At 68.8% G+C, this 20,458-nt stretch carries 26 protein-coding genes; 11 read left to right on the plus strand and 15 right to left on the minus strand.

The window, feature by feature from the left end; all coding sequences use genetic code 11:
- Positions 1–58: 58 nt before the first annotated feature.
- Positions 59–838: a site-2 protease family protein gene (locus BAY60_RS27950; RefSeq protein ID WP_112284337.1), complete on the plus strand. Its 780-nt coding sequence runs from the start codon at positions 59–61 to the stop codon at positions 836–838.
- Here the strand turns inward: BAY60_RS27950 and BAY60_RS27955 are convergent.
- From BAY60_RS27955 to mshB, 3 genes are read right to left on the minus strand one after another with little or no spacing between them, the layout of a single operon-like run.
- A complete protein-coding gene (locus BAY60_RS27955) occupies positions 832–1,614 on the minus strand; it encodes a hypothetical protein (protein ID WP_112284338.1) in 783 nt (260 codons plus the stop codon). The two genes, BAY60_RS27950 and BAY60_RS27955, sit on opposite strands and share 7 nt — an antisense overlap.
- Positions 1,615–1,620: 6 nt before the next feature.
- Positions 1,621–2,022, minus strand: a complete 402-nt coding sequence (locus BAY60_RS27960) for a hypothetical protein (RefSeq protein WP_112284339.1) — start codon at positions 2,020–2,022, stop codon at positions 1,621–1,623.
- Positions 2,019–2,831, minus strand: coding sequence for an N-acetyl-1-D-myo-inositol-2-amino-2-deoxy-alpha-D-glucopyranoside deacetylase (mshB, locus tag BAY60_RS27965; RefSeq protein WP_211330506.1), 813 nt, complete (start codon positions 2,829–2,831; stop codon positions 2,019–2,021). Before mshB ends, BAY60_RS27960 begins: the two co-directional genes overlap by 4 nt.
- A gap of 135 nt (positions 2,832–2,966) precedes the next feature.
- On the opposite strand from mshB, the gene BAY60_RS27970 reads away from it, so the two are divergent.
- A complete protein-coding gene (locus tag BAY60_RS27970) occupies positions 2,967–4,748 on the plus strand; it encodes an ABC transporter ATP-binding protein (protein WP_112284341.1) in 1,782 nt (593 codons plus the stop codon).
- 213 nt (positions 4,749–4,961) lie between these two features.
- Here BAY60_RS27970 and BAY60_RS27975 read toward each other — a convergent pair whose 3' ends face one another.
- The 5 genes from BAY60_RS27975 to typA form a co-directional block, all read right to left on the minus strand.
- Positions 4,962–5,894, minus strand: a complete 933-nt coding sequence (locus BAY60_RS27975; protein ID WP_112284342.1) for an ABC transporter permease — start codon at positions 5,892–5,894, stop codon at positions 4,962–4,964.
- A gap of 1 nt (position 5,895) precedes the next feature.
- A complete protein-coding gene (locus tag BAY60_RS27980) occupies positions 5,896–6,912 on the minus strand; it encodes an ABC transporter permease (RefSeq protein ID WP_112284343.1) in 1,017 nt (338 codons plus the stop codon).
- A 178-nt stretch (positions 6,913–7,090) separates the two neighbouring features.
- Positions 7,091–8,860 carry an ABC transporter family substrate-binding protein gene (locus tag BAY60_RS27985; RefSeq protein ID WP_112284344.1) on the minus strand — a complete coding sequence of 590 codons (1,770 nt, stop codon included), beginning with the start codon at positions 8,858–8,860 and terminating at the stop codon, positions 7,091–7,093.
- Between the two features lie 345 nt (positions 8,861–9,205).
- Positions 9,206–10,963 (minus strand): ABC transporter family substrate-binding protein, encoded by a 1,758-nt coding sequence (locus BAY60_RS27990; protein WP_425466489.1) that lies wholly within the window; start codon positions 10,961–10,963, stop codon positions 9,206–9,208.
- A 158-nt stretch (positions 10,964–11,121) separates the two neighbouring features.
- The gene (typA, locus tag BAY60_RS27995; RefSeq protein WP_170160577.1) at positions 11,122–13,071 is read right to left on the minus strand and encodes a translational GTPase TypA; all 1,950 of its coding nucleotides are present in this window, start codon (positions 13,069–13,071) and stop codon (positions 11,122–11,124) included.
- Positions 13,072–13,094: 23 nt separating this feature from the next.
- On the opposite strand from typA, the gene BAY60_RS28000 reads away from it, so the two are divergent.
- The 5 genes from BAY60_RS28000 (at position 13,095) to BAY60_RS28015 (ending at position 14,818) form a co-directional block, all read left to right on the plus strand.
- Positions 13,095–13,328, plus strand: a complete 234-nt coding sequence (locus BAY60_RS28000; RefSeq protein WP_112284346.1) for a hypothetical protein — start codon at positions 13,095–13,097, stop codon at positions 13,326–13,328.
- Positions 13,325–13,687 (plus strand): hypothetical protein, encoded by a 363-nt coding sequence (locus tag BAY60_RS28005; protein WP_112284347.1) that lies wholly within the window; start codon positions 13,325–13,327, stop codon positions 13,685–13,687. The genes BAY60_RS28000 and BAY60_RS28005 overlap by 4 nt, the downstream gene beginning before the upstream one ends.
- Complete coding sequence (locus tag BAY60_RS28010) at positions 13,684–14,067, plus strand: hypothetical protein (RefSeq protein WP_112284348.1); 384 nt, start codon at positions 13,684–13,686, stop codon at positions 14,065–14,067. The genes BAY60_RS28005 and BAY60_RS28010 overlap by 4 nt, the downstream gene beginning before the upstream one ends.
- Positions 14,064–14,213, plus strand: coding sequence for a hypothetical protein (locus BAY60_RS37355; RefSeq protein WP_170160578.1), 150 nt, complete (start codon positions 14,064–14,066; stop codon positions 14,211–14,213). Before BAY60_RS28010 ends, BAY60_RS37355 begins: the two co-directional genes overlap by 4 nt.
- Positions 14,214–14,473: 260 nt before the next feature.
- Positions 14,474–14,818, plus strand: coding sequence for a hypothetical protein (locus tag BAY60_RS28015; protein WP_112284349.1), 345 nt, complete (start codon positions 14,474–14,476; stop codon positions 14,816–14,818).
- 45 nt (positions 14,819–14,863) lie between these two features.
- Here BAY60_RS28015 and BAY60_RS28020 read toward each other — a convergent pair whose 3' ends face one another.
- Genes BAY60_RS28020 through BAY60_RS28030 form a run of 3 tightly spaced genes read right to left on the minus strand, consistent with a single transcriptional unit; the run spans position 14,864 to position 16,486 of the window.
- Positions 14,864–15,724: a helix-turn-helix domain-containing protein gene (locus tag BAY60_RS28020; protein ID WP_112284350.1), complete on the minus strand. Its 861-nt coding sequence runs from the start codon at positions 15,722–15,724 to the stop codon at positions 14,864–14,866.
- Positions 15,725–15,740: 16 nt separating this feature from the next.
- Positions 15,741–16,256 (minus strand): DUF6879 family protein, encoded by a 516-nt coding sequence (locus BAY60_RS28025; RefSeq protein WP_146771088.1) that lies wholly within the window; start codon positions 16,254–16,256, stop codon positions 15,741–15,743.
- Positions 16,253–16,486 carry a hypothetical protein gene (locus BAY60_RS28030; RefSeq protein WP_112284352.1) on the minus strand — a complete coding sequence of 78 codons (234 nt, stop codon included), beginning with the start codon at positions 16,484–16,486 and terminating at the stop codon, positions 16,253–16,255. The genes BAY60_RS28025 and BAY60_RS28030 overlap by 4 nt, the downstream gene beginning before the upstream one ends.
- Positions 16,487–16,861: 375 nt before the next feature.
- Between BAY60_RS28030 and BAY60_RS28035 the strand changes: the two genes are divergently transcribed.
- Complete coding sequence (locus BAY60_RS28035) at positions 16,862–17,155, plus strand: hypothetical protein (protein ID WP_112284353.1); 294 nt, start codon at positions 16,862–16,864, stop codon at positions 17,153–17,155.
- A 116-nt stretch (positions 17,156–17,271) separates the two neighbouring features.
- Positions 17,272–17,520, plus strand: coding sequence for a hypothetical protein (locus BAY60_RS28040; RefSeq protein WP_112284354.1), 249 nt, complete (start codon positions 17,272–17,274; stop codon positions 17,518–17,520).
- 8 nt (positions 17,521–17,528) lie between these two features.
- Here BAY60_RS28040 and BAY60_RS28045 read toward each other — a convergent pair whose 3' ends face one another.
- Complete coding sequence (locus BAY60_RS28045) at positions 17,529–17,723, minus strand: helix-turn-helix domain-containing protein (protein WP_112284355.1); 195 nt, start codon at positions 17,721–17,723, stop codon at positions 17,529–17,531.
- Positions 17,724–18,039: 316 nt separating this feature from the next.
- Between BAY60_RS28045 and BAY60_RS28050 the strand changes: the two genes are divergently transcribed.
- The gene (locus BAY60_RS28050; RefSeq protein ID WP_146771089.1) at positions 18,040–18,234 is read left to right on the plus strand and encodes a hypothetical protein; all 195 of its coding nucleotides are present in this window, start codon (positions 18,040–18,042) and stop codon (positions 18,232–18,234) included.
- A gap of 153 nt (positions 18,235–18,387) precedes the next feature.
- Positions 18,388–18,576, plus strand: a complete 189-nt coding sequence (locus BAY60_RS36865; RefSeq protein ID WP_146771090.1) for a hypothetical protein — start codon at positions 18,388–18,390, stop codon at positions 18,574–18,576.
- A gap of 241 nt (positions 18,577–18,817) precedes the next feature.
- Here the strand turns inward: BAY60_RS36865 and BAY60_RS28055 are convergent, their stop codons facing one another.
- The 3 genes from BAY60_RS28055 to BAY60_RS28065 form a co-directional block, all read right to left on the minus strand.
- Positions 18,818–19,144, minus strand: coding sequence for a hypothetical protein (locus tag BAY60_RS28055; RefSeq protein WP_146771091.1), 327 nt, complete (start codon positions 19,142–19,144; stop codon positions 18,818–18,820).
- 146 nt (positions 19,145–19,290) lie between these two features.
- Positions 19,291–19,599, minus strand: a complete 309-nt coding sequence (locus tag BAY60_RS28060; RefSeq protein ID WP_112284358.1) for a hypothetical protein — start codon at positions 19,597–19,599, stop codon at positions 19,291–19,293.
- The gene (locus BAY60_RS28065; RefSeq protein WP_112284359.1) at positions 19,596–20,456 is read right to left on the minus strand and encodes an N-acetylmuramoyl-L-alanine amidase; all 861 of its coding nucleotides are present in this window, start codon (positions 20,454–20,456) and stop codon (positions 19,596–19,598) included. The genes BAY60_RS28060 and BAY60_RS28065 overlap by 4 nt, the downstream gene beginning before the upstream one ends.
- Positions 20,457–20,458 lie beyond the last annotated feature (2 nt).

The raw sequence follows: 20,458 nt of genomic DNA on the forward strand, positions 1-20,458 counted from the left end.
CACATCGGAGGAGAAGGCGGGGCCACACGATCGGGGAGCGATAGGACAGACTGGGCGCGTGCAACGATCAGTGGTCCGCCCGAGCCTGCTCTTCTACGTGATCCTCGCCGTCACCATCGGTGGCGGGCTGCTGGCGGCTTTCGTGCCACCGGTGGACCTCGTCACCGGCGGCCGCGACATCGCAGGCACGCTCGGCGTCGTCCTGCTCGTACTCGGCGGCTGGGCCCTCTCGCTCACGCTGCACGAGTTCGGCCACGCGTTTGTCGCCTACAGGGGTGGCGACCACGAGGTGGCGAGCAAGGGCTATCTCGCGCTCGACATCCGCCGCTACACCGACCCGGTGCTGTCGCTGGTGCTGCCGCTGATCATCCTCGCCATCGGCGGCATCCCGCTGCCCGGCGGTGCGGTGTGGATCAACCGGTGGGCGCTGCGCTCGCGCGCCGTGTCGTCCTGGGTGTCGCTGGCGGGCCCGCTGAGCAACCTCGCCATCGGCATCGCGCTGACACTGGTGGCCGGGCTCGTGGAGATGCCGTTCGGGCTGGCCGTGGGCCTGGCCTACCTGGCGTCGCTGCAGATCCTGGCCTTCGTCATCAACATCCTGCCGGTGCCGGGCCTCGACGGCTACGGCGCGGTCGAGCCGTACCTGTCCCCGCAGGCCCGCGAGTTCGGCGCCAAGGCCCGGCCGTGGGCCCCGCTGGTGCTGTTCGCGCTCATCCTGGCCGTGCCCGGGTTCGCGCAGATCCTGTGGGACATCACTGACACGCTGTTCGGCGCCATCGGCGGCGACGAGTACCTGGCGGGCGTCGGCCAGTACGCGTTCATGTTCTGGCGCTACTGAGCCTTCGTCCTCGCGAGCCAGACACCCGCGCGCTGGGTCACCCGTTTGAGCCCGGACCGCTCGCCGAGGTAGTCGCCGACCATGCCGACCACCGGCAGCATGCCCATGGCGCGGTGGTAGAACCGGCCGCTCGGCCGCTTCTCCAGCTCGTCGGTGACGGCGAGCAGGGAACGGCCGAGCCGCCACAGCGTGCGGGCGGCCGCCTTGAGCGTCACCTTCCCGTGTCGTTTCGAGGCCGCCGACAGGTCTTCGGTGAGTTCCTCGGTCCGTGCGTCCTCGGCGGCCTCGTCGTGTCCCGCGAAGCGCCCCTCGGCCAGCGCCGGGTCGATCTCGCGGCCGAACAACACCCAGGCCAGCAGCCGGACGCGGTCACCGGTGCCGGTGACGCCGTGTTCGCCCGCGATGGCGCACAGCAGCAGCCCCTGCGACGCGGCGCCGAGCGTGTCCTGGATCGGCAGCCGGTCGGCCAGCGCGCCGCCGAGCCCGGGCACCGCCGTGAGCAGCGAGGTGAACCGGCCGACCCGGTTGACCCACCACGTCGTGCGCTCTGCGGTGTCCATGGCGGCCCAGGCGTCGGTCCCCGGCACGCGCACCGAGCGCAGGGCCGCGAGCAGCTTGTCGCGCCGCCTCGGCTCGATGCCCGAGGTGTCCTGCGGCCCCGCGGCGATGAGGCCGAACGGATCGGCCTCCCGCAGCGCGTCGACCATCGGCCCCGCCGCGCGCACGAACGGCCTGAGCACGGCGACGACCTGGCGGTCGGAGATGGACTCGGCCATCGTCGCTCACCTCACCTTTCTCGCCGGGCGGCCGAACGAGCCACCCAGCGCGATCGCTCCTGGCAGTGCGCCGCCTGCCAGGAGCAGGAACGTCCGCCAGTCGGGAAGCAGTACGACGTCGCCACCCGGGCCGCGCAACCCGACGGCCCCGATCGTGAGGATCCACGCCACGAGGGGCACGGCCGCGGGCCGCTTGCCGACGAGCGCCGAAGCCCGCGAGACCAGCAACGGCGTCGTGACGACGGCCAGCAGCACGCTCAGCGGCAGCACCACGTCGCCGAGCCGGGGCAGGATCGTGCCGTCGAGGCGCAGCGGCAGATAGAACAGCTCGAGCAGCGCGAGCAGCACCGCGTCGACGGTGAACAGCGCGAGCAGGCCCCAGCGCTCGGCGGGGCGGGTCACGGTCACGGGTCGAGGCCTCCGAACAGGTCGTCGTCCGCCCCGGCGGCGGGCCCGTCGGCGAGCACGAAGTACTCGGCGGCGGGCACCGGCTGGGCGATGCCGTTGGACAGGGCGAAGGCGGGCTCGTGCACGCTCACCTGCGTCGCGTGCGCGCGCAGCGCGGCGAGCTTGACCCGCACCTGCCCGGTGATGTCGATGGCGGTGGTGATGTGCTCGTCGGCGACGGTGGGCAGCTCACCGTCGGCGGGTACCCGGAACGGCAGTCCGCCCACCTGCCGCAGGGCCTCCAGCCCGCGGGCGGTCGCACCCGCCGAGGACACGGTGTGGAACACGCGGCGCACCGACGAGGCGCGGGCCGCGGCGGCCATGGTGATCTCGTGTGCGCGGATGTGGTCGGGATGGCCGTAGCCGCCGAAGGAGTCGTAGGTCACGACCACCTCGGGCCGCAGCTCCTCCAGCACGGCCAGCAGCTGGCCCGTCTGTTCCTCCACGGAGCCCTTGACCAGGGCACGCGGGTGCTCGGCCGACGGCGTGCCCGCCATGCCGGAGTCGCGCCAGCGGCCGATGCCGCCCAGGTAGTGGTGTTCGGTCCAGCCCAGCGCCGCCCCCGCGGCGGCCAGCTCGCCCGCGCGGTATCCGCCGAGCTGGTCGGCCGCCCACGCGCCCAGCTGCTCCAGCGCGGGCGGGATGATCTCGCCCTCCTCGCCCAGCGTGCACGTCACAACCGTCACATGCGCACCGGCAGCCGCATAGCGGGCGATGGTGCCGCCCGTGGTGATCGTTTCGTCGTCGGGGTGCGCGTGAACGAACAGCACCCTGCGGCCGGCTGGAGAGATCACGGCTTAAGATTAATTCCTTCGTCACGTCCACACGTGGGCGCGTCTCGGCTATCCTCGCGCCAGTCACGACCACGAAACCGTGACGCGGTGTACCCCCACGAAGGGCTTCTGGTGAGCACTGAAGCAATATCGACGTACTCGTCCGGCACGTCGGAATCCGTACTGTCTATTTCGGATCTGCGGATCACGTTCACGACCGAGGACGGCATCGTCGAGGCGGTCAAGGGAATCGGCTTCGACGTCGCGCCCGGCGAGATCCTCGCCATTGTCGGCGAATCGGGTTCGGGCAAGTCGGTCACCTCGATGTCGGTACCCGGCCTGCTGCCCAAGACCACCCAGATCAGTGGCGAACGCAGGCTCGGCGGCACCGACCTCAGTGGCAAGTCGGACAAGGAGCTGCGCCAGTACCGCGGCAACGAGATCGCGATGATCTTCCAGGAGCCGATGACGGCCCTGAACCCCATGTACACGGTGGGGTGGCAGATCCGCGAGGCGCTGCGCGCGCATCAGGACCTGGCCAAGAGCGCCGCGGACGCCCGTGCCGTCGAGCTGCTCGACCTGGTGGGCATCCCGCAGCCGGAGCTGCGGTTCAGGCAGTACCCCCACCAGCTTTCCGGTGGTCTGCGCCAGCGCGTGGTGATCGCGATGGCGATCGCGTGCGACCCGAAGGTCATCATCGCCGACGAGCCCACCACGGCACTGGACGTGACGGTGCAGGCCGAGATCCTGGGCCTGCTGCGCAAGCTGCGGGACACCCTCAACACCGCCATCGTCCTCATCACCCACGACATGGGGGTGGTCGCCGACCTCGCCGACCGGGTCGTCGTGATGTACCAGGGCGAGATCGTCGAGCAGGCACCGGTCAACGAGCTGTTCAGCAACCCCCAGCAGGACTACACCAAGCGGCTGCTGGCGGCCGTTCCGGTCCTCGGCCAGCGGCCCGAGGGCCAGCGGCTGCTGGAGTCGCCGCCCCCGGCGCCGGCGACCGTCGAGCAGGCCACCGTGGACGAGACGCTCCGGCTGGCCGACGCCGAGCTGCAGGGCAGGTTCGACGAGAGCGCGCCCGCGCTGGAGATCAAGAACCTGGTGCTCGAGTTCCCCGGCCGGGGACGCCAGGGCAAGGTGCGCGCGGTGGACGACGTCTCGCTGCACATCGACCGTGGTGAGATCGTCGGGCTCGTCGGCGAGTCCGGCTCCGGCAAGTCGACGATCGGCCGCTGCGCGATCCGGCTGCTCAAGCCCACGTCCGGCACGATCTCGATCGCAGGGCAGGACATCACGACGATGTCCAACAAGGCGCTGCGCCCGCTGCGCCGGTACTTCTCGATCGTGTTCCAGGACCCGGCGTCCACCCTGGACCCGAAGATGACCATCGGTGACTCGATCGCCGAGCCGCTCGTGCTGCACAAGGTGTTGTCCGGCAAGGAACTCACCGCGCGGGTGACGAACCTGCTCGACAAGGTGCAGCTGTCCGGGCACTACCGCAACCGCTACCCGCACGAGCTCTCCGGAGGGCAGCGGCAGCGGGTGGCGATCGCCAGGGCGCTCTCGCTGGACCCGAAGCTGCTCATCGCCGACGAGCCGACCTCGGCGCTGGACGTGTCGGTGCAGGCGAAGGTGCTCGACCTGTTCCTGGACCTGCAGCAGAGCCTGCGCTTCGCGTGCCTGTTCATCAGCCACGACCTCGCCGTCGTCGACCTGCTCGCCGACCGTGTCGCCGTCATGCAGAAGGGCAGGCTGGTGGAGGTCGGTACCCGCGACCAGGTCCTGCACGAGCCGCGGGAGGACTACACCAAGCGGCTGCTGTCGGCGGCCCCCGTCGCCGACCCAGCCCTGCAGGCCCGCCGCCGCGAAGCCTGGGAAGCCGGCCGAGTAGCCCCGGTCGCCGACTGACCCCAGCCCCCAAAGCTCCCCAATGCGGCATTCGCTCCACTGGATGGAGCGAATGCCGCATTCGCTCCGTTGAGTGGAACAAATGTGGCATTGGGGAGCTTGCGGCGACCCGGCGCGAACGGAGCTTTCGCGCATTCCCGGCCCCACACATCACAGAGCAAGGGACCTTTACTCCCGGAAAACGAGAGTAAAGGTCCCTTGCTCCTGTCTGGGCTAGGCTTTCACGCGGCGCTGGCGGGGGTCGAAGGCGTCCCGCAGGCCGTCACCGATGAAGTTGATCGACAGCGAGATGAGCACCAGCACGACGAACGGACCGAAGAACAGCCACGGTCGTCCGGTCATCTGGGCATAGTTGTCCGAGATGACCCGGCCGAGTGAGGTGTCCGGCGGCTTGACGCCGAGGCCGATGAACGACAGCGCCGCCTCGGCGAGCACCGCCTGTGCCACGGCCAGTGTCGCGTTGACGGTGATGGTCCCGACCATGTTCGGCACGAGGTGCTTGAACACGATCCGCATGGTCCCGGCGCCGGACGCGCGAGCCGCCTCCACGAACTCCCGCTGGGACAGCGACATCGCCTCGGCGCGGGTGATCCTGGCGATCGGCATCCAGCCGAACAGAGCCAGCACGATCGCGACCACCCACCAGCTACCGCTGAAGACCTTCACCAGGATCGCCGCGGCGGCCAGCTGCGGCACGATCAGGAACAGGTCGGTCAGCCGCGAGACGGCCGAGTCGACGATCCCGCGCAGGTACCCGGCGAGCGCGCCGAACACCACACCGATGAGCGTCGCGACGATCGCCACCGTCAGGGCGATCAGCAGCGAGAACTGGGTGCCCCGCAGGATCTGCGACACCATGTCCTTGCCGACCTGGGTGGTGCCCAGCGGGTAGTCACCGCTCGGCGGCTCGTAGGAGGGGAACGAGGCATCCCAGTAGCTGTGCGGCCAGAAGATCGGCAGGATCAGCGCGACCAACGCGATCAGCAGCAGCACGCCGACGCTGGCCATGGCCAGCTTGTGCCGGAGGAACTTCCGCAGGACGAGCGCGCCCTGACTGCGCGGCTCCGGAAGCGCGGTGACGTCCGGCTCGCCATCCTTGATCGGTGGCTCGTCGCCGGACTGTGCCCGGGTGACGAGCGAGTTCATGTCAGCCAACGCGAATCCTCGGGTCCAGGATGCCGTACAGCAAATCCGCGACCAGGTTGGCGAGCACCACCGCGATGGCGATCACCACGACCCAGCCCATCATCACGTTCGGATCGTTCTTGTTCACAGCCTCCACGAGCACCGTGCCCATGCCGTTCCAGTTGAACACGCGCTCGGTGATGATCGCACCGGTGATGACCGACGCGAAGTTCACCGAGAAGAGCGTGGTCACCGGGATCATCGCGTTGCGGAACGCGTGCCGGAAGATCACCCTGCGGCCGGAAAGGCCCTTGGCGCGTGCGGTGCGCACGTAGTCCATGTTCAGCGTCTCCAGCATGGACGAACGCTGGAACCGGCTGTACGCCGCGAAGCTGATGAACATGATGGACAGTGTGGGCAGCAGGAACGCCCCGATGTAGGTGACGACGAAGTCGCCAACGCCGTCGGCGCGCAGGCTCTCCGGGCTCGTCGTCCGCAGGAACGGGTTGCCCAGCACGTCGGACCAGCCGAGCTGGTTCACGACGATGTTGATGTCGATCGCGTACGTCTTGAGGATGATCGCGACGCAGAAGATCGGCATGGAGAAGAACAGGAACGCCAGCGTGGTCGCGACGTAGTCGATGGTCGTGTACTGGCGGACGGCGGCGAGCACACCCACCGCGATGCCGAGGATGAGGGCGAGGATCTCGGCGCCGATGATGAGCCGGAACGTCACCCAGAACGCGTTCATGATCTTGGGGTAAACGGGCTCCATCGCCGATCCCTGCGCGATGGAGATCCCCCAGTCCCCGGTGAGGAAGCCGCCGAGCCAGTCGAAGTACCTGGGAACGAGCGGCTTGTCGAGGCCGAGCTGGTGGGACAGCGCCGCGATGGACTCGGGGTTGATGTTCGGCTGGTTACGGATCTCGGCGAGGGGATCGCCCGCGCCTGCGACCATCAGGAACACCAGGAAGCTTCCGATGAACAGGATCGGAACCGAGATCGCCAACCGGCGAAGAATGTAGAAAACCAGGTTCAACGACTTGCTCCTAGTCCGGGTATTGCCCGGAATTATTTCGCCACCGCCCGGGCGCCACGGTAGTGGGGGTCCGGATGGCCTGAACAGCTACCAACGTCGGTTTGTCGGGGGCCGGGCTGGTGGCCCGGCCCCCGACACCGTCGCAGAACCAATCAGCGACTCGAGCGAGTCACCGCTGTCAGTCGGTCCGCTCCCACTCGCCGACGTTCCACAGCACGCCGTTGTAGGACTGCATGTACACCCGGTCGATACCCCGGAAGCCCCACATCGACGGCGTGGCGAACAGCGGCATCGTGGCGTACTGGTTCGCCAGTGCCTCGTCGGCCGCCTGGTAGTGCTTGGTGGCCTCCTCGGCGTTGGTCGCCGACGTGGCCTTGTCGAAGGCCTGGTCGATCTTCGGGTCGCTCAGGCCCTGCCAGTTCTGCCCACCACCGGTGATGTAGATCGACTTCTGCTCGGCCTTGAACGGCGCGGACGACCAGCCGAACAGGGCGATGTCGTAGTCACCCTTGTCGACGCGGCCCTTGAGGAAGTTCGGGTCCGTGTCGTCCTTGATCTCCATGCCGGCGGCACGCGCCTGCGACTGGACGATCTCCACCGTGCGGCTGCGCCGCTCGTTCTCGTTGTGCGAGATCGCCACCGAGAACCGCTTGCCGTTCTTCTGGTAGATGCCGTCCGGGCCCTTCTTCCAGCCTCCGGCCTCCAGGGTCTTCATCGCCGCCTCGGCGCCCTGGTTGGTCTTGTCGCTGTAGAGGTCCTGGTAGCCGTCCTCGCCCTCGAAGAAGACGATGCTGTTCAGCGGCTGGATGTCCGACTGGACACCCTTGAGCAGCTTGCTGACGATCTCCTCGCGGTTGACCACCTGGAAGAACGCCTTGCGAGCGGCCTCGTCACCGAAGAGCCGGTTGTAGTTGAGGTCGAAGTGCTCGAAGGTCAGCTGCGGCGCGGAGCCGTAGTTCACGCCCTGCGAGGCCAGGTTCTTCATGGTGTTGGCCGCGGTGTCGTCCGGCTGGGTCGACGCGGCGACGTCGATCTCACCGTTCTGCAGCGCCGTGGCCATCGCCTTGGTGTCCGGGATGGCCCGGATGGTCACCTCGCTGGGGCCGCCCTTCGCCCCGATCCACTCGGGGTTCTTCTCCAGCACGACCGTGTCGGCGTTCTGGTCGAAGGACTTGATCTTGTACGGGCCCGAGGCCGGCATGAGGTCCGGCTTGAAGCCCTTCCAGCCGTTGGCCCAGAAGTCGGCGGCCTTCTTCACCGCCTGCTTGTCGCTGGGCTTGACCTTGGTGATGTCGGAGATCCCGGTCTGCTCCTCCAGCACGTGGGCGGGCAGCAGCGCGACATCGGAGAACAGGCCCTTGTAGTCGATGTAGGGCTCGGTGAAGGTCGCCTCGAACGTGAGGTCGTCCTTGCACGTCGGGTTGTCCATGAGCTCGTAGCCCGTGGTGGACGCCGCGTTGAAGCCCTCGGCACCGGAGCCGGCAAGCCAGGCGAGGTAGAAGTCCTCGCAGCCCCACGGCGCGCCGTCGGACCACTTGACGCCCGGCTTCATCTTCCACTCGACCGTGTACGGCTTCTCCGACGTGACGGTGACGGACTCCATCACGTCCTTGTTCAGCAGCACCTTGTTGTTGCCGTCGAGCACGAACGGGCCAGTGATGACGGGCACCAGCACGTAGTTGTTGTACGAGCTGTTGGCGTCCGCGGTCTTGTTGTTGTACGCGGAAAAGCCCTCGTCGATGGCGACGGTGACCGGTTCGCTCTCCGGGACGTCGGCGAGCTGGAACTCGTCGCCCTGCTGAGCCTTGCCCTCCGCCATGCTTTTGACATCGACGGTCGAGCCGGTGTTCGAGTCTCCCTCGCCACCGCCGCCCCCGCCGCAGGCGCTCAGCACGAGCGCGGACGCGGCAACCAGCGACAGGGCGGAGACTGCTTTGGATCTCCTCATTTACGTGTGCCCTCCTAGCACTGAGCCCCTGGATGTCCGGACCACGGGACCCACACCGCTCCAGTTGTGACGCCGGAGCCTACGACACGCCAAGCCACACTCGATTGGCGCACTGCGGGGGAACGCTAAGAAGGATGACCACCCGCGGTCATTACTTCCCGAGGGATCGTGACCAAAGGGTGACATCTAACTTGCGTCCCGACATACAACGGTTACCAACTGCAATCATCGGGTAACGAACCGATCGACCGATCGGCAGTCCCGCAGCGAACAAGGTAAACGGTCATTCGCGGCAGGGCAGCAGGATGCCCCCGTTTCGCCCACGCCAGAAGTCGCCCGAACGGGTCAGCGCGGTGCGCGGGTCCAGTTGACCGCGGAGGAGAACGGACCGGCCATCGGGGGGCCGGGGCTCACCCCGGCGACGCTCGAACCGATCGCGAGCGTGTCGGCGAGCTGGAACAGCGGGATGGCCACGTTGCTCTGCCACAGCGCGGGCTCCGCCGTCGACATCGTCTCGGCGAGCGGCTCCGCACCGGCCAGCGCGGCCTCCAGCGTCGGCTGGAGCACCTCGTCGCAGAACGCTGCGGTGTTGGCGGGCACCTGTGGCGAGCTCTCCCCGTCCCCGGGATCGTCCCAGCCCTCCGGGCAGCCGTAGGCCGACACCAGCGTGGAGGCAGGGTCGTTGCTCACCGGCTGCGGCCCCACGACGATGTCGACGGCGACAGGGCCGTCCTGGGCCGTGGACTGCCCGTCCCCGGCATCGGGATCGACCGGTGCGGCGAGCAGGCTGGAGAACAGCTCCCGTGCCGGGGGGTTGATGGTCGTGACCTCGACGCCCGCCGCCGTCAGCTGCCTGGTGAGCTCCCTGGCGATGGCCGCGTAGGGCTCGCGCTGCCCCGGCGAGGCCACCACGAGCGACAGCGGTTCGCCGTCCCGCGTCCACGTCCCCGCCTGCTTGGTGTAGCCGGCGGCCCTCAGCAGCCGCTCGGCGCGGCGCGGGGCGGGGTTCAGCGGCGGGCCCGACCGCGGGATCGTCGGCTCGTAGCCCTTGGCCGAGGGCGGCAACGTGTGGGCGCCGGCCCGCAGCTCCGCGGACGCGCCACCGCCGGTGCCCTCGGCGATGAGCCGCTCCCGGTCGACGAGCGCGGCGACACCGGCCCGCACCTGCGCGTCGGCGAGCGCGGTGCCGACCGGGCGCAGCAGCACCTCCGCCAGGTATGGCCGCGCCACCGTGTGCAGCCGCACGTTCTTGCCGAGCCCGGACAACAGGTCCAGTCCTGTGGCGTCGGTGTTGGCGAGCGCGAGCTGGTCGTTGCCGCTGCGCAATGCTCCGGCCATGGCCGCCTGGTCGGAGCTGTGCAGCACGATCCGGTCGACGGCGGCGGGTTTCTCCCAGTAACGCTCGTTGCGCTCCAGCACGATCTCGCCGCGAACCTCGTCGAGCGTCTTGATGGCGAACGGGCCCCCGTACGCGGGGAAGCTCTCCCCGAGCGCCCCCTGCCAGCCGCCGGGCGCGTCCTTGAGCAGGTGCGCGGGCAGCAGGTTGTCGAACAGCGACTTCCAGCCCGGGTAGGGCTTGTCGAAGGTGACCTCGACGCGCTTGCCGCCCTCGCCGGGCTGGATACCCGAGATGAGCCGGTAGCCGGCGGGCTCCACGACACCGGGCTGGGTCTTCATCGCGTCGGCCAGGTAGGCGAAGTCCTCGACGGCGATCGGCGCGCCGTCCGACCACGACGCGTCGTGCCGGATCTCGTAGGCCACCGTGAACGGCTCGCGGCTGATGACCTCGGCGGAGGTCATCAGGTTCTCGTCCAGCCGCAGCACGCCGTCCTCGTCGGGGCGGAACACCGACGGCAGCAGCATCTGCGACAGCGCCGAGGTGACCGTCGACAGGTCGGCGATGTTGTGCGGGTTGTACCCGCCGTCGATGTCGTCGAGGCCGATCACGACCTGCGACGGCGTGTCGACGGGCGGCGCCGAGGTCTTGGCCACCGGGCTGCTCACCACGGGCGGCGGCGGGGTGTTCGTGCACGCGGCGAGCACGGCGGCCAGCAGGCACGCGAGCACCAGCAGTGGTCGCGGTCCCTTCCCGCCGTTGCCCACGCGCAGCCCCTCCTGCTCGTCGAACTCGGTTCGCGTTTCCCCAGACCTGTGCCGATCAGGTCACGAGCGTGCCAGATCGGATGTCAAACCCCGATACCGGATCGGGTAGAGCCACCTGAGCCGACGCGAGATCGTCTCGACCGGTTCCGGGATCGCGGCTACGCGTTCTGGTCGCGGCTCTTGGCGCGGGAGCGCTCCTTCGCCCGCTGGTTGACGTCCAGCGTCACCTTGCGGACGCGCACCACCTTCGGCGCCACCTCGACGCACTCGTCGACGGAGCAGAACTCCAGCGCCTCCTCGAGGCCGAGCTTGCGCGGCCGGGCCAACCGTTCCAGCTCGTCACCGGTGGAGGAGCGCATGTTGGTGAGCTTCTTCTCCTTGGTGATGTTGATGTCGAGGTCCTCGGCCCTCGGGTTCTCGCCGACGACCATGCCCGCGTACACCTCGGCGCCGGGCTCGACGAAGAACGTCCCGCGGTCGGCCAGCTGCAGCATGGCGTACGTCGTGACCGGGCCCGAGCGGTCGGCCACCAGCGAGCCGGTGTGCCGGGTGCGGATCTCACCCGCCCACGGGAAGTAACCCTCGAACGTGTGATTGGCGATGCCGGTGCCGCGCGTCTCGGTGAGGAAGTCGGTGCGGAAGCCGATGAGCCCGCGCGCGGGCAGGACGTACTCCAGCTTGATCCGGCCGGTGCCGTGACCGTCCATGTGTTCCATGCGCCCCTTGCGCGCGGCCAGCAGCTGCGTGATCGAACCGAGGTGCTCCTCCGGCGCGTCGACGTAGAGACGCTCGAACGGCTCGTGCACCTTGCCGTCGATGACGCGGGTGACCACCTGCGGCTTGCCGACGGTCAGCTCGAAGCCCTCGCGGCGCATCTGCTCGACGAGCACGGCCAGCGCCAGCTCGCCCCTGCCCTGGACCTCCCAGGTGTCCGGGCGGTCGGTGGGCAGCACGCGGATGCTGACGTTGCCGACGAGCTCGGCGTCGAGGCGGGCCTTCACCAGCCGTGCGGTGAGCTTGTCGCCGCCGCCCCGCCCGGCGAGCGGCGAGGTGTTGACGCCGAAGGTCATCGAGATGGCAGGCTCGTCCACCGTGATCCGGGGCAGCGGATCAGGAAACTCCGGGTCGGCGAGCGTGTCGCCGATGGTGATGTCCGGGATGCCCGCGATGGCCACCAGGTCGCCCGCGCTGGCCTCCTGCGCGGGTACCCGGGTCAGCGCCTCGGTGACCAGCAGCTCGGAGATGCGCACCGGCTGCGCCGAGCCTCCCCCGCGCAGCCACGCCACCGTCTGCCCCTTGCGCAGCCTGCCCGCGTGGATGCGGACCAGCGCGATCCGGCCCAGGAAGCTGGACGCGTCGAGGTTGGTCACGAGCGCGCGCAGCGGCGCCTCCGGGTCGGCGGTGGGCGGCGGAATGTGCGAGAGCAGCACGTCGAACAGCGGGTCGAGGTTCTCGCTGGCGGGCACCGCACCGTCGGCGGGCCGCTCCAGGCTGGCCTTGCCGTCGCGCGCCGCGGCGTAGATCACGGGCATGGACAGCACCGAGTCCATGGCGCTGTCGTCCATGTCCTCGATATCGGAGGCCAGCTCCAGCAGCAGGTCGTGGGTCTCGTCGACCACCTCGGCGATCCGCGCGTCGGCGCGGTCGACCTTGTTGACCACCAGGATCACCGGCAGTCCGGCCTGCAGGGTCTTGCGCAGCACGAACCGCGTCTGCGGCAGCGGGCCCTCACTGGCGTCGACGAGCAGCACGACGCCGTCCACCATCGCGAGCCCGCGCTCCACCTCGCCGCCGAAGTCGGCGTGGCCGGGCGTGTCGATGACGTTGATGGTCACCGGGCCGTCGGGCGTCTGCCTGCGGATGGCGGTGTTCTTCGCCAGGATCGTGATGCCCTTCTCCCGCTCCAGCTCGCCGGAGTCCATCACGCGGTCCACGAGCTCGGCGCGTTCGGCGAACGCACCCGACTGCCGCAGCATGGCGTCGACCAGCGTTGTCTTGCCGTGGTCGACGTGCGCCACGATGGCGACGTTACGCAAATCAGGCCTCCACCTGCGCGAGTCGGCCGACTCGTGGGGCAAACATGGGGCAGTCCGGACATCGAGGGTCATGCACCCAGGTTACGGGCGGCCTCGTGCGACTCCTCCGGCGAGTCGTCTCAGCGCTCGACGAGCCGCACGCCCGGATCTGGATCCGCGAGGACGACGAGCGCCGCCGCTCGCGGCGTCTCTGGTACGCCGTCCGCCCCTTCCTGTACGCGGCCGGCGCCGCAGCCATCGCGCTCGCCGTCGTCGACTACGTCAACCCGGACATCTGGTCCGCAGACTGCTCGACCGGCATCTGTGTCGTCACCGGAGGTGGACGATGAGCTTCGCTAACGGAGAGGTCGAGATCACCATCGCGTTCAACGAGCACTCGCTCGTCACCTACGGGGACAGCTACCTCGCGATGCTGTGGCATGTCGCGCAGGCGAACCCCGCCGACGGCTTCGAGGAGAATCGGCCGGGCGAGATCGCCGAGCGGATCGGCCGCGAGATCATCCGTCGCTGGCTGAGCAAGGCGCCGGTCGAGCTGTATCACCACCAGGGCCAGCACTACTACCACCGCGAGCTGACCAAACACGGCAAGTGGACCGGACCGGGCGGCACGTACGTGCTCGGCGCGAACGACGGCGACGAGGCCCGCGCGGCGGTCGCGACGCGCGACGCGGCTGGAGGTGGGCGATGAAGAGCATCCGGAAGCCGCCGCGCGACGAGATCCAGTTCGCGACTCCGAGCGGCTGGGCGGTCGCCCGCGTCCGCGGCCACGTCAGCCAGCACGCCTACCGCGTGCTGTACCGCGGCCAGTACGTCGGCTGGCTCAGCCACGCCGAGGACGGCTGGCGCTGGCACATCGTTCCGATGATGCGTGGCCGCATACGCGTCAGCGCACGCCCCTACGACACCTGGCAGGTCGCCGCGAGCTACCTCGGTCGGACCGACATCGCGCGCCGGATCGCCGGCGTGGGTAACGCGCCGCGGGTCACTGAGTGGCGCCGGCACTACAGCGTGCGCGGCGAGCCGTGGGTGCCGAAGCCCGAGAAGCGAACCGAGGCGGTGCGCTCATGATCCGCCAGCTGCGACGGCGCATCGATGCCGCACTCGACTGCCTCACTGTGCTCGCGATCTACCTCGCGCCCGTGATGTTCCCCCGCTCTCTCGATGGGCCGCCCGAACGCGCCGAGCAGCGCACGCGGGACGAGAACGACGAGTAGCCGACTATCACACCCGGATCACACTTCACGGACACCCGCAACGCCTGTCCCGATCCACACGAGTAACCGAACAGCCACCGAAGGGAGAGCCAGTGTCCGTTCGACCCACCCACCGGAATGGGCTGAGGATGGTGTGCCGCGCACTACTGTCAGCAGCGGTCCTGACGCTCGCGCTCACCGCGTGCAGCGGTGAGCGCGAGTCAGGTGCCTCGCTGGCCTCATCCACGACGGCTGCGACCAGCTTGCCGCCGACTACACCAGTGATCGACGCCCACTCGGCGTGCGAGCGCTTCATCGGGAACGGCGGTCGCTACTCGCTGCTGCAGCGCATCCCCGAGATCCTGTCCCGGATCGGCCCGGAACTCGGGCCGGACACTACGACCGAGATCCAGTCGATCCACGGCGAGCTCGACGCGATCATCACGATCGCGCCGGCCGACATGGCGGTCCACCTGAGAGCGGTCCAGTTGCCGTTTCAGCAGGTCGTGGACGTGCTCGCGAACGGCGGGGGCCAGGCCAACATCGACACTGGCGCGGTGCAGGATGCGATCATCCCGCTCATGGAGGCCTGTGCCGATGCGGGCTACCGGGTGAGCCCCCAGTGAGCCGCCGCGATAACGGCCCCCAGGTATCACTACCTGGGGGCCGTCCTACTTGCCTTCGATTCCTGCCTGCGCCTGCTCCAGCACCTCGAGGAGCAGCGTCCGCGCCTCGTCGCCTTCGGCCGTGATCTTCGGCGACCACAGCATGTCGGTCAGACGGGCGTACTTGGCGACCTCATCCGGGTCATGCACGATCACCTCGCCGTGCACCTGCTCGAGCATCACCAGCTCGTCGACGATCCAGTAGCCGTGCGTCAGCGGATACGGCAGGCGAACGTGCGGGCGCAACACACCGAACCGGACGTTCGGGATACCGATGGTCGCGATCAGCCGGTGCAGCTGGCCAGCCATGACGTCCGGCGGCGCCGGTGAGTGCAGCAGCGCCGAGTAGGCCATGAGGATCTCGATCGTCTTGCCCGGCTCGTAGAGCACCTGCTGGCGCCGCATGCGAGTCCGCACGCCCTCGGTGATGTCCCGCTTGCTGCCGTGCAGGTTCGCAACCGCCAGCAGCACATGGCGTGCGTAATCCGCAGTCTGCACCAGGCCGGGTACGACACCCACGTCGACGGCACGGATAACTCGGGCGTTCGCCTCGCGCTCGATGGCCTCTTCCTGCACGGCGCGGTTGCCGACGCGCAGCCGCTCCTTCCAGCTGACGTACTCGCGTTGCAGTGTCGCGAGCTCGGCGTGCAGCTCGTAGGCGACCTCCGCCGGGACCTGGAGCGCAGTGATCCACGCGTCCAGGTCCTCGGCGCTGGCGGTCTGCCGTCCGTTCTCGATCTTGCTGACCTTTGGGGCATTCCAGCCGATCACGCCGGCGAATTCCTTGCCGGTGTAACCAGCGGTGTCGCGTAGCTGCCGTAACCGCTCGCCGAGCTCAGCGCGCCGCTTCTCGAAGCTGGTGGCCACGCCTCTCCTCGTCAGGTCATCCGTAATCAGCGAACGGTATCGCCTCCCGCCATGCTAGGTCACGAATTTCGCGAAATCGGTTCAGGGTTGTGTCATCGGTGACCACATCAGCGTGCGTGAATCCCTCGTCGCCGAAGTGCATGCGTGCGGCCCACTCGTCGTCGAACAACCAGAAGTCCTCCATCGGCAACCCGAGCTCGCACCGGCGCACCTCCGGAAGCAGGCGGATGTCCTCTCCGGCCTCAACGTTGAGGTGGGTAAACGACAGCTGGAACCGGAGATAGTCGTTCAAGGGCTCGGTGAGTACCCGGACGCGGGAGTACCGCAGGCTCCCCACAGTCTGCTGCTTCACTCTCGCCAGGTAGCCGTCCATGAACGACATGTCCGGCTTCCGGCCGGCGAGGAAGTCGGACATCGGGCCCTGTTCGGCGGGCTCGCGGTAGACGCCCTGGGCCTCCCACCGGAAAGCTGAGCTGCGAAAACTGGTGAACGCCTGGGCCCACGACTGTCCGCTCAGGCGCTCCACCGTCACGCCTCCCGGGGGAAGAACTGGATGAGGCTCGCGGGGATCTCGACCGCGGTTTCCCAGTCGGGCAGTCCCCGCTCGTGGAGCTGCGTGAGCGCGCGCGAGTCGGTGATCTTGCGGCCTTGCACGACGAAGGTGCCGCGGTCGGTTGCGTAGACGTTCGGGCAGTTGTCGCCGCCCGAGTCGGGGTCGGTGCCGAGGAAGGTCAGTTCGAGGTGTTCGTGCTGCTCAGCCATGCGGTGCCTCCTGTTGGGGGTGGTTTCCCTGCGCGTCAGAGCCTGCCACGCCGAATGCCCCTCTTGATTGGCCCAACCGGGTGGTAGTACAGTCTGATTTCGCGAAATTTCGTTGAGATTGGGGGTGTAGATCATGCACGGGGTATCCCGCGGCCGAGACAACGGCCAGGTGGTCGTGACCGACGACGAGCCCGACGAGGACATCGACGAGTAACCCCACCGACTGCCGGCCAGGGCAACGCCGTGCGGCACACGGGTTGCTGGCCGGCCGAGAGGGAGGCCCGACAGCGCCGCTTCCACTGGGGGCGCCCGCCGCAGATGAGCATCGTCCGACCGGCCGGGCCTCCCTCACCCTCATCCCAGGAGGACACGAGCGTGACGAGCACGGACGCCGCACACGTCGCCGCGTGGCCCGAGGTCCAGCACCTCATCGACCTGCGCGACGGGGGCTGGTCGTTCGCGCACAAGTACGGCGACAACGGCGAGATCCGGCAGATCAACGGCAAGTACGTGCACCCCAGCGGGCACGTGGATGGTCTACGGGTACGCGAACGGAACGACGCCGCTGCCGTCCGCTGGGACGGCGACGGCCGGGTGCTGTGGGAGCACGAGGGCGGCGTTGTCGACGTCGTTGAAGGCCTCCTCGGCCTGCCGAACCCGGAGGTGTGAGCCGTGGTGGACATGCCCGGCTGGCTGACGCTGACCCTCATCATCGGCGCCTGCGCACTGCTCCCCATCATGATCGCGTTCGTCCGCTGGTGGGACGCACACAGGGGCGGTGACCATTGATCGATCAGCTCAAGGCTGAGTTGCAGGAGATCGCCGTCGACTTGCCGCCAGCCGACCTCAACGGCTGCTACGAGTACGTCAAGGAGCGCGCTTCCAAGCTGACCCTGATCTCGTTGCAGTCCAATCGCCAACAGCTGCAGTCATCGGCAGAGCTTGCGAGGTCAGCGATGGAGTACCTCAACGCTGCCCTGCTGCAACTCCTTGAGGTGCAGCGGCTCGTGAACGAGTACGCGGAGCAGCTGTGAATGGCTGGCTATGCCTCGCCGCGCTGCTGCCAGAGCTCGTCGACCTGGCGCTCGAGGTCGTCGAGGTTCCACCGGTACTGACCGCCGACAGTGCGCCGAGCAGGCGTGACGCGTCCGTCGCGTGCCCACCGTGCAAGCGTGCTCCGCTCCACGCCGATCGCGCGCGCGGCTTCACCGGTCGACAGAAGTCGATCTTGCGTCACTCGAACAGAAAATCACGCCTCGCATGCCCCATTCCACTCAATCACCTCAGATGCCACGGATACTCTGCAAACTGCAATTACCCGGTTTCACTCGATCAGCGGGTACCGATTTCCCACCTATGAACCTACGGTTTCACTAGCAACCCACGCCCCCTGGATGGGTCGCGCACCATGAGGTCGAACACCTGGAGCCCTGGCGCCCTCCCCCCTCGGGCCGGGGCCTCCGATAGAGGCGCGCCCCGGCGGACCCCCAGCGCCGGGGCGCGCCTCCCCTCGAAGGAGAGGTCGCCATGCGTGGTCGAGAGTGCTAGCCATCATGGCTGCAGCGACGCAGGTCAAGCCCCTGCTCATCCACTACTACGGCGTCGGGCACATCGTCGTCGGCTACCTCGCGGCCTCCGACCGCCCGTGTCTACTCACCGCGTGCGGAGCGCAGCTGTCCTGGACAGCCGAATCGCTCGCCCCGAGCTGGCAACCCACGGTGTGCCGTGACTGCATGGCGAACAGGTGACGCGTCACGCCGCCAGCTCGGCGATGCTGAGCCGGCCACGCAACCGCTCCCGGTCATCCCGCAGTCTCGCGACGACTCGCCCTGGTGGCCGTCCGTGGACCGCGACGGCAACGACGAGCTCGCCCGCCTCTTCAGCGCCTGGGACGCCCTGGCATGACCCTATGGCGTCGCGTGATCGACTACCTCTGGCCCCGCGCGAGCTGCAGCTACTGCGGCGAGGTACAGCCACGCGGCCGGTGGGTCATGTACGGCGACGGCATGTGGGCGCCAGCCGTCGTCGTGCACACCTACGAGGTGCGGGGCGGGCGCGTCATGTGCCGACGCTGCCTCGACGCCCAGTGAGCGGCCGGTGGGTCGTCGAGTGCCTCGGCTGTGACAGCGGCGTACCGGGCCAGCCACACACGACGATGCTCCGTCTGATCGCCGCGGCTGCGCTCGACGGCTGGGCCGTCGAAATGCCCCCGCGGTACGTCCTGTGCCCGACGTGCTTCGAGTTCGTCCTACCGGACTGGCCCACGACGTGGCTGGGTGAGCCGAACCGCTGGTGGCGCCTGGGGCCACCGCCCCGTTGCCACTGAAGGAGCTACCCATACTTCCGTCTTCGGTCCTCGCCGAGGCGGTCGCGCCGGGTACGCCCGCGGGGCCTGACGAGATGTGCGGGCAGCCAGTGCGTGACGACGATCTGGTGCTCGCCGTCGCCGGTCCAAAGCGGGTAGGTGACGAGCACGAGTAGCCCGGCGTCGGCGCGGGGAATCTCCTCGCGCACGATGCCTGGCACCTCGGTCTCGATGCGCAACCCGTGGCGCTCGTCGCCCGGCGTGAGGTCGTGCGGGCCGATGCGGAGCAGCTCGCGCAGACGTATCCAGACCAGCCGGGGCGGGTCGAGCACGCGGACTGACGACGGACGCACACCTCCTAGTCGAACACATGTTCGCCCCCGAGCACAACGAAAGGCCCCCGCGCTCACCGCCGGAAGCGGGGAACGCGGGGGCCTCCGCCGACCGCTGAGGTCGGTTTCTGCTGGGCCCGTATGGGCCAATGGGTAGGGTGCCGAGCCTACTTCGCCTTCCGGGGCTCGGCGTTGCGCAACGCGCGGGCCTGCTCCTCGGCGATCTGACCGAACTGGGCCGCGTGGTCGAGCGCGGCGATCAGCTTCGCCTCCGCGTCGCCGAGCGGGTCGCTGTCGCGGTTGGGCACCTTCCACACGCCGTAGACGGTTAGCCCGAGCACGGCGGCCGCCGTGCCGAGCTGGCCGAGCTCGCTGAGCTCGAGCACGTCGTCGCCGAGCGCGCCGGTCAGCACGGTGAGCGCGCCGCCGACGGCCGTGACGACGGCCTTCCACGCCTTGCTGATCCTGATGCTCATGACGGGTACACCTTCCTGAGTCCGGCGGTGGCGATGTGGTCGGTGGTGGGCAGGCTGTAGCAGATCACCAGCGCTGCCGTGCCGCCCTTGATGGGCTTGGACCACCACGGGTCGCCGCCCGGGATGTCGGGGTCGGCGGGGACGTGGAAGGCGAGGTCCTCGCCGTCGAAGTTCTTCTCCTTCACCCAGTGCAGGTCGAGCCCGTCGATGACACCGACGCCGGTGATGAGCCGGTATCCGCGCTCGGGCACGACGAGGAAGGCGGTCTTCTCCTTGACACCGTCTTTCAGGGTCACGCTGTTCACGAGGCCTCCGAGGGTTGATTGCTGCGGCTGAGACCCGCCGCCGGGTTGGGCGGCGAGCTCGTTGATGTCGTCGATGCGGTCGTAGGCGTGCCGGCCGGGGCACGCGGTCGATTTCAGATCGCGATGGCCGCCATTGAGGCGCGGCGCGCGGATCCAGCCCTTGGCGTGCGCGTGCCACAGCAGCCACGCCGCGGCCTCGATCTGCGCGTCGGTGGGTTGGTCCTCCTCGTAGTTGCCGACGAAGCAGATCGCCCGCGCTCGGCTGTTGCGGCCGCCGGTGTGCGTGCCGACGCCGTCGACACGGTGCCCTTGGAAGATCAGCCCGGCGGGGGTGATCAGCCAGGTGTAGGAGATGCCCCAGCCGAACCGGTCCTGGCCGACCTGCTCGATCGCCCGGATCGCGGCGTAGTCGTCGCCGAAGGGCGCCACCACGTCGGGCGCGACCGTCACCGAGTGGTGCAGCCACACCTCCTGGGCAGGCAGCGGCGCGTCGTAGTTGCGGTACGCCGAGGCGTAGCGGGCTCCCCATTCAGATCGCGGGATGATGCGCATGA

Origin of the sequence: Prauserella muralis, from assembly GCF_003202285.1 — a bacterium.
In the GTDB taxonomy this organism is placed as follows: Bacteria; Actinomycetota; Actinomycetes; order Mycobacteriales; family Pseudonocardiaceae; genus Prauserella_B; species Prauserella_B muralis.

Coding starts and splice junctions, on each gene's coding strand:
- BAY60_RS27955 (WP_112284338.1), bottom strand. CDS start 1,614: ATGGCCGAGTCCATCTCCGACCGCCAGGTCGTCGCCGTGCTCAGGCCG.
- BAY60_RS27975 (WP_112284342.1), bottom strand. CDS start 5,894: ATGAACTCGCTCGTCACCCGGGCACAGTCCGGCGACGAGCCACCGATC.
- BAY60_RS27985 (WP_112284344.1), bottom strand. CDS start 8,860: ATGAGGAGATCCAAAGCAGTCTCCGCCCTGTCGCTGGTTGCCGCGTCC.
- typA (WP_170160577.1), bottom strand. CDS start 13,071: ATGACCCTCGATGTCCGGACTGCCCCATGTTTGCCCCACGAGTCGGCC.
- BAY60_RS28005 (WP_112284347.1), top strand. CDS start 13,325: ATGAGCTTCGCTAACGGAGAGGTCGAGATCACCATCGCGTTCAACGAG.
- BAY60_RS28010 (WP_112284348.1), top strand. CDS start 13,684: ATGAAGAGCATCCGGAAGCCGCCGCGCGACGAGATCCAGTTCGCGACT.
- BAY60_RS37355 (WP_170160578.1), top strand. CDS start 14,064: ATGATCCGCCAGCTGCGACGGCGCATCGATGCCGCACTCGACTGCCTC.
- BAY60_RS28030 (WP_112284352.1), bottom strand. CDS start 16,486: ATGGCTGAGCAGCACGAACACCTCGAACTGACCTTCCTCGGCACCGAC.
- BAY60_RS28050 (WP_146771089.1), top strand. CDS start 18,040: ATGGCTGCAGCGACGCAGGTCAAGCCCCTGCTCATCCACTACTACGGC.
- BAY60_RS36865 (WP_146771090.1), top strand. CDS start 18,388: ATGACCCTATGGCGTCGCGTGATCGACTACCTCTGGCCCCGCGCGAGC.
- BAY60_RS28060 (WP_112284358.1), bottom strand. CDS start 19,599: ATGAGCATCAGGATCAGCAAGGCGTGGAAGGCCGTCGTCACGGCCGTC.
- BAY60_RS28065 (WP_112284359.1), bottom strand. CDS start 20,456: ATGCGCATCATCCCGCGATCTGAATGGGGAGCCCGCTACGCCTCGGCG.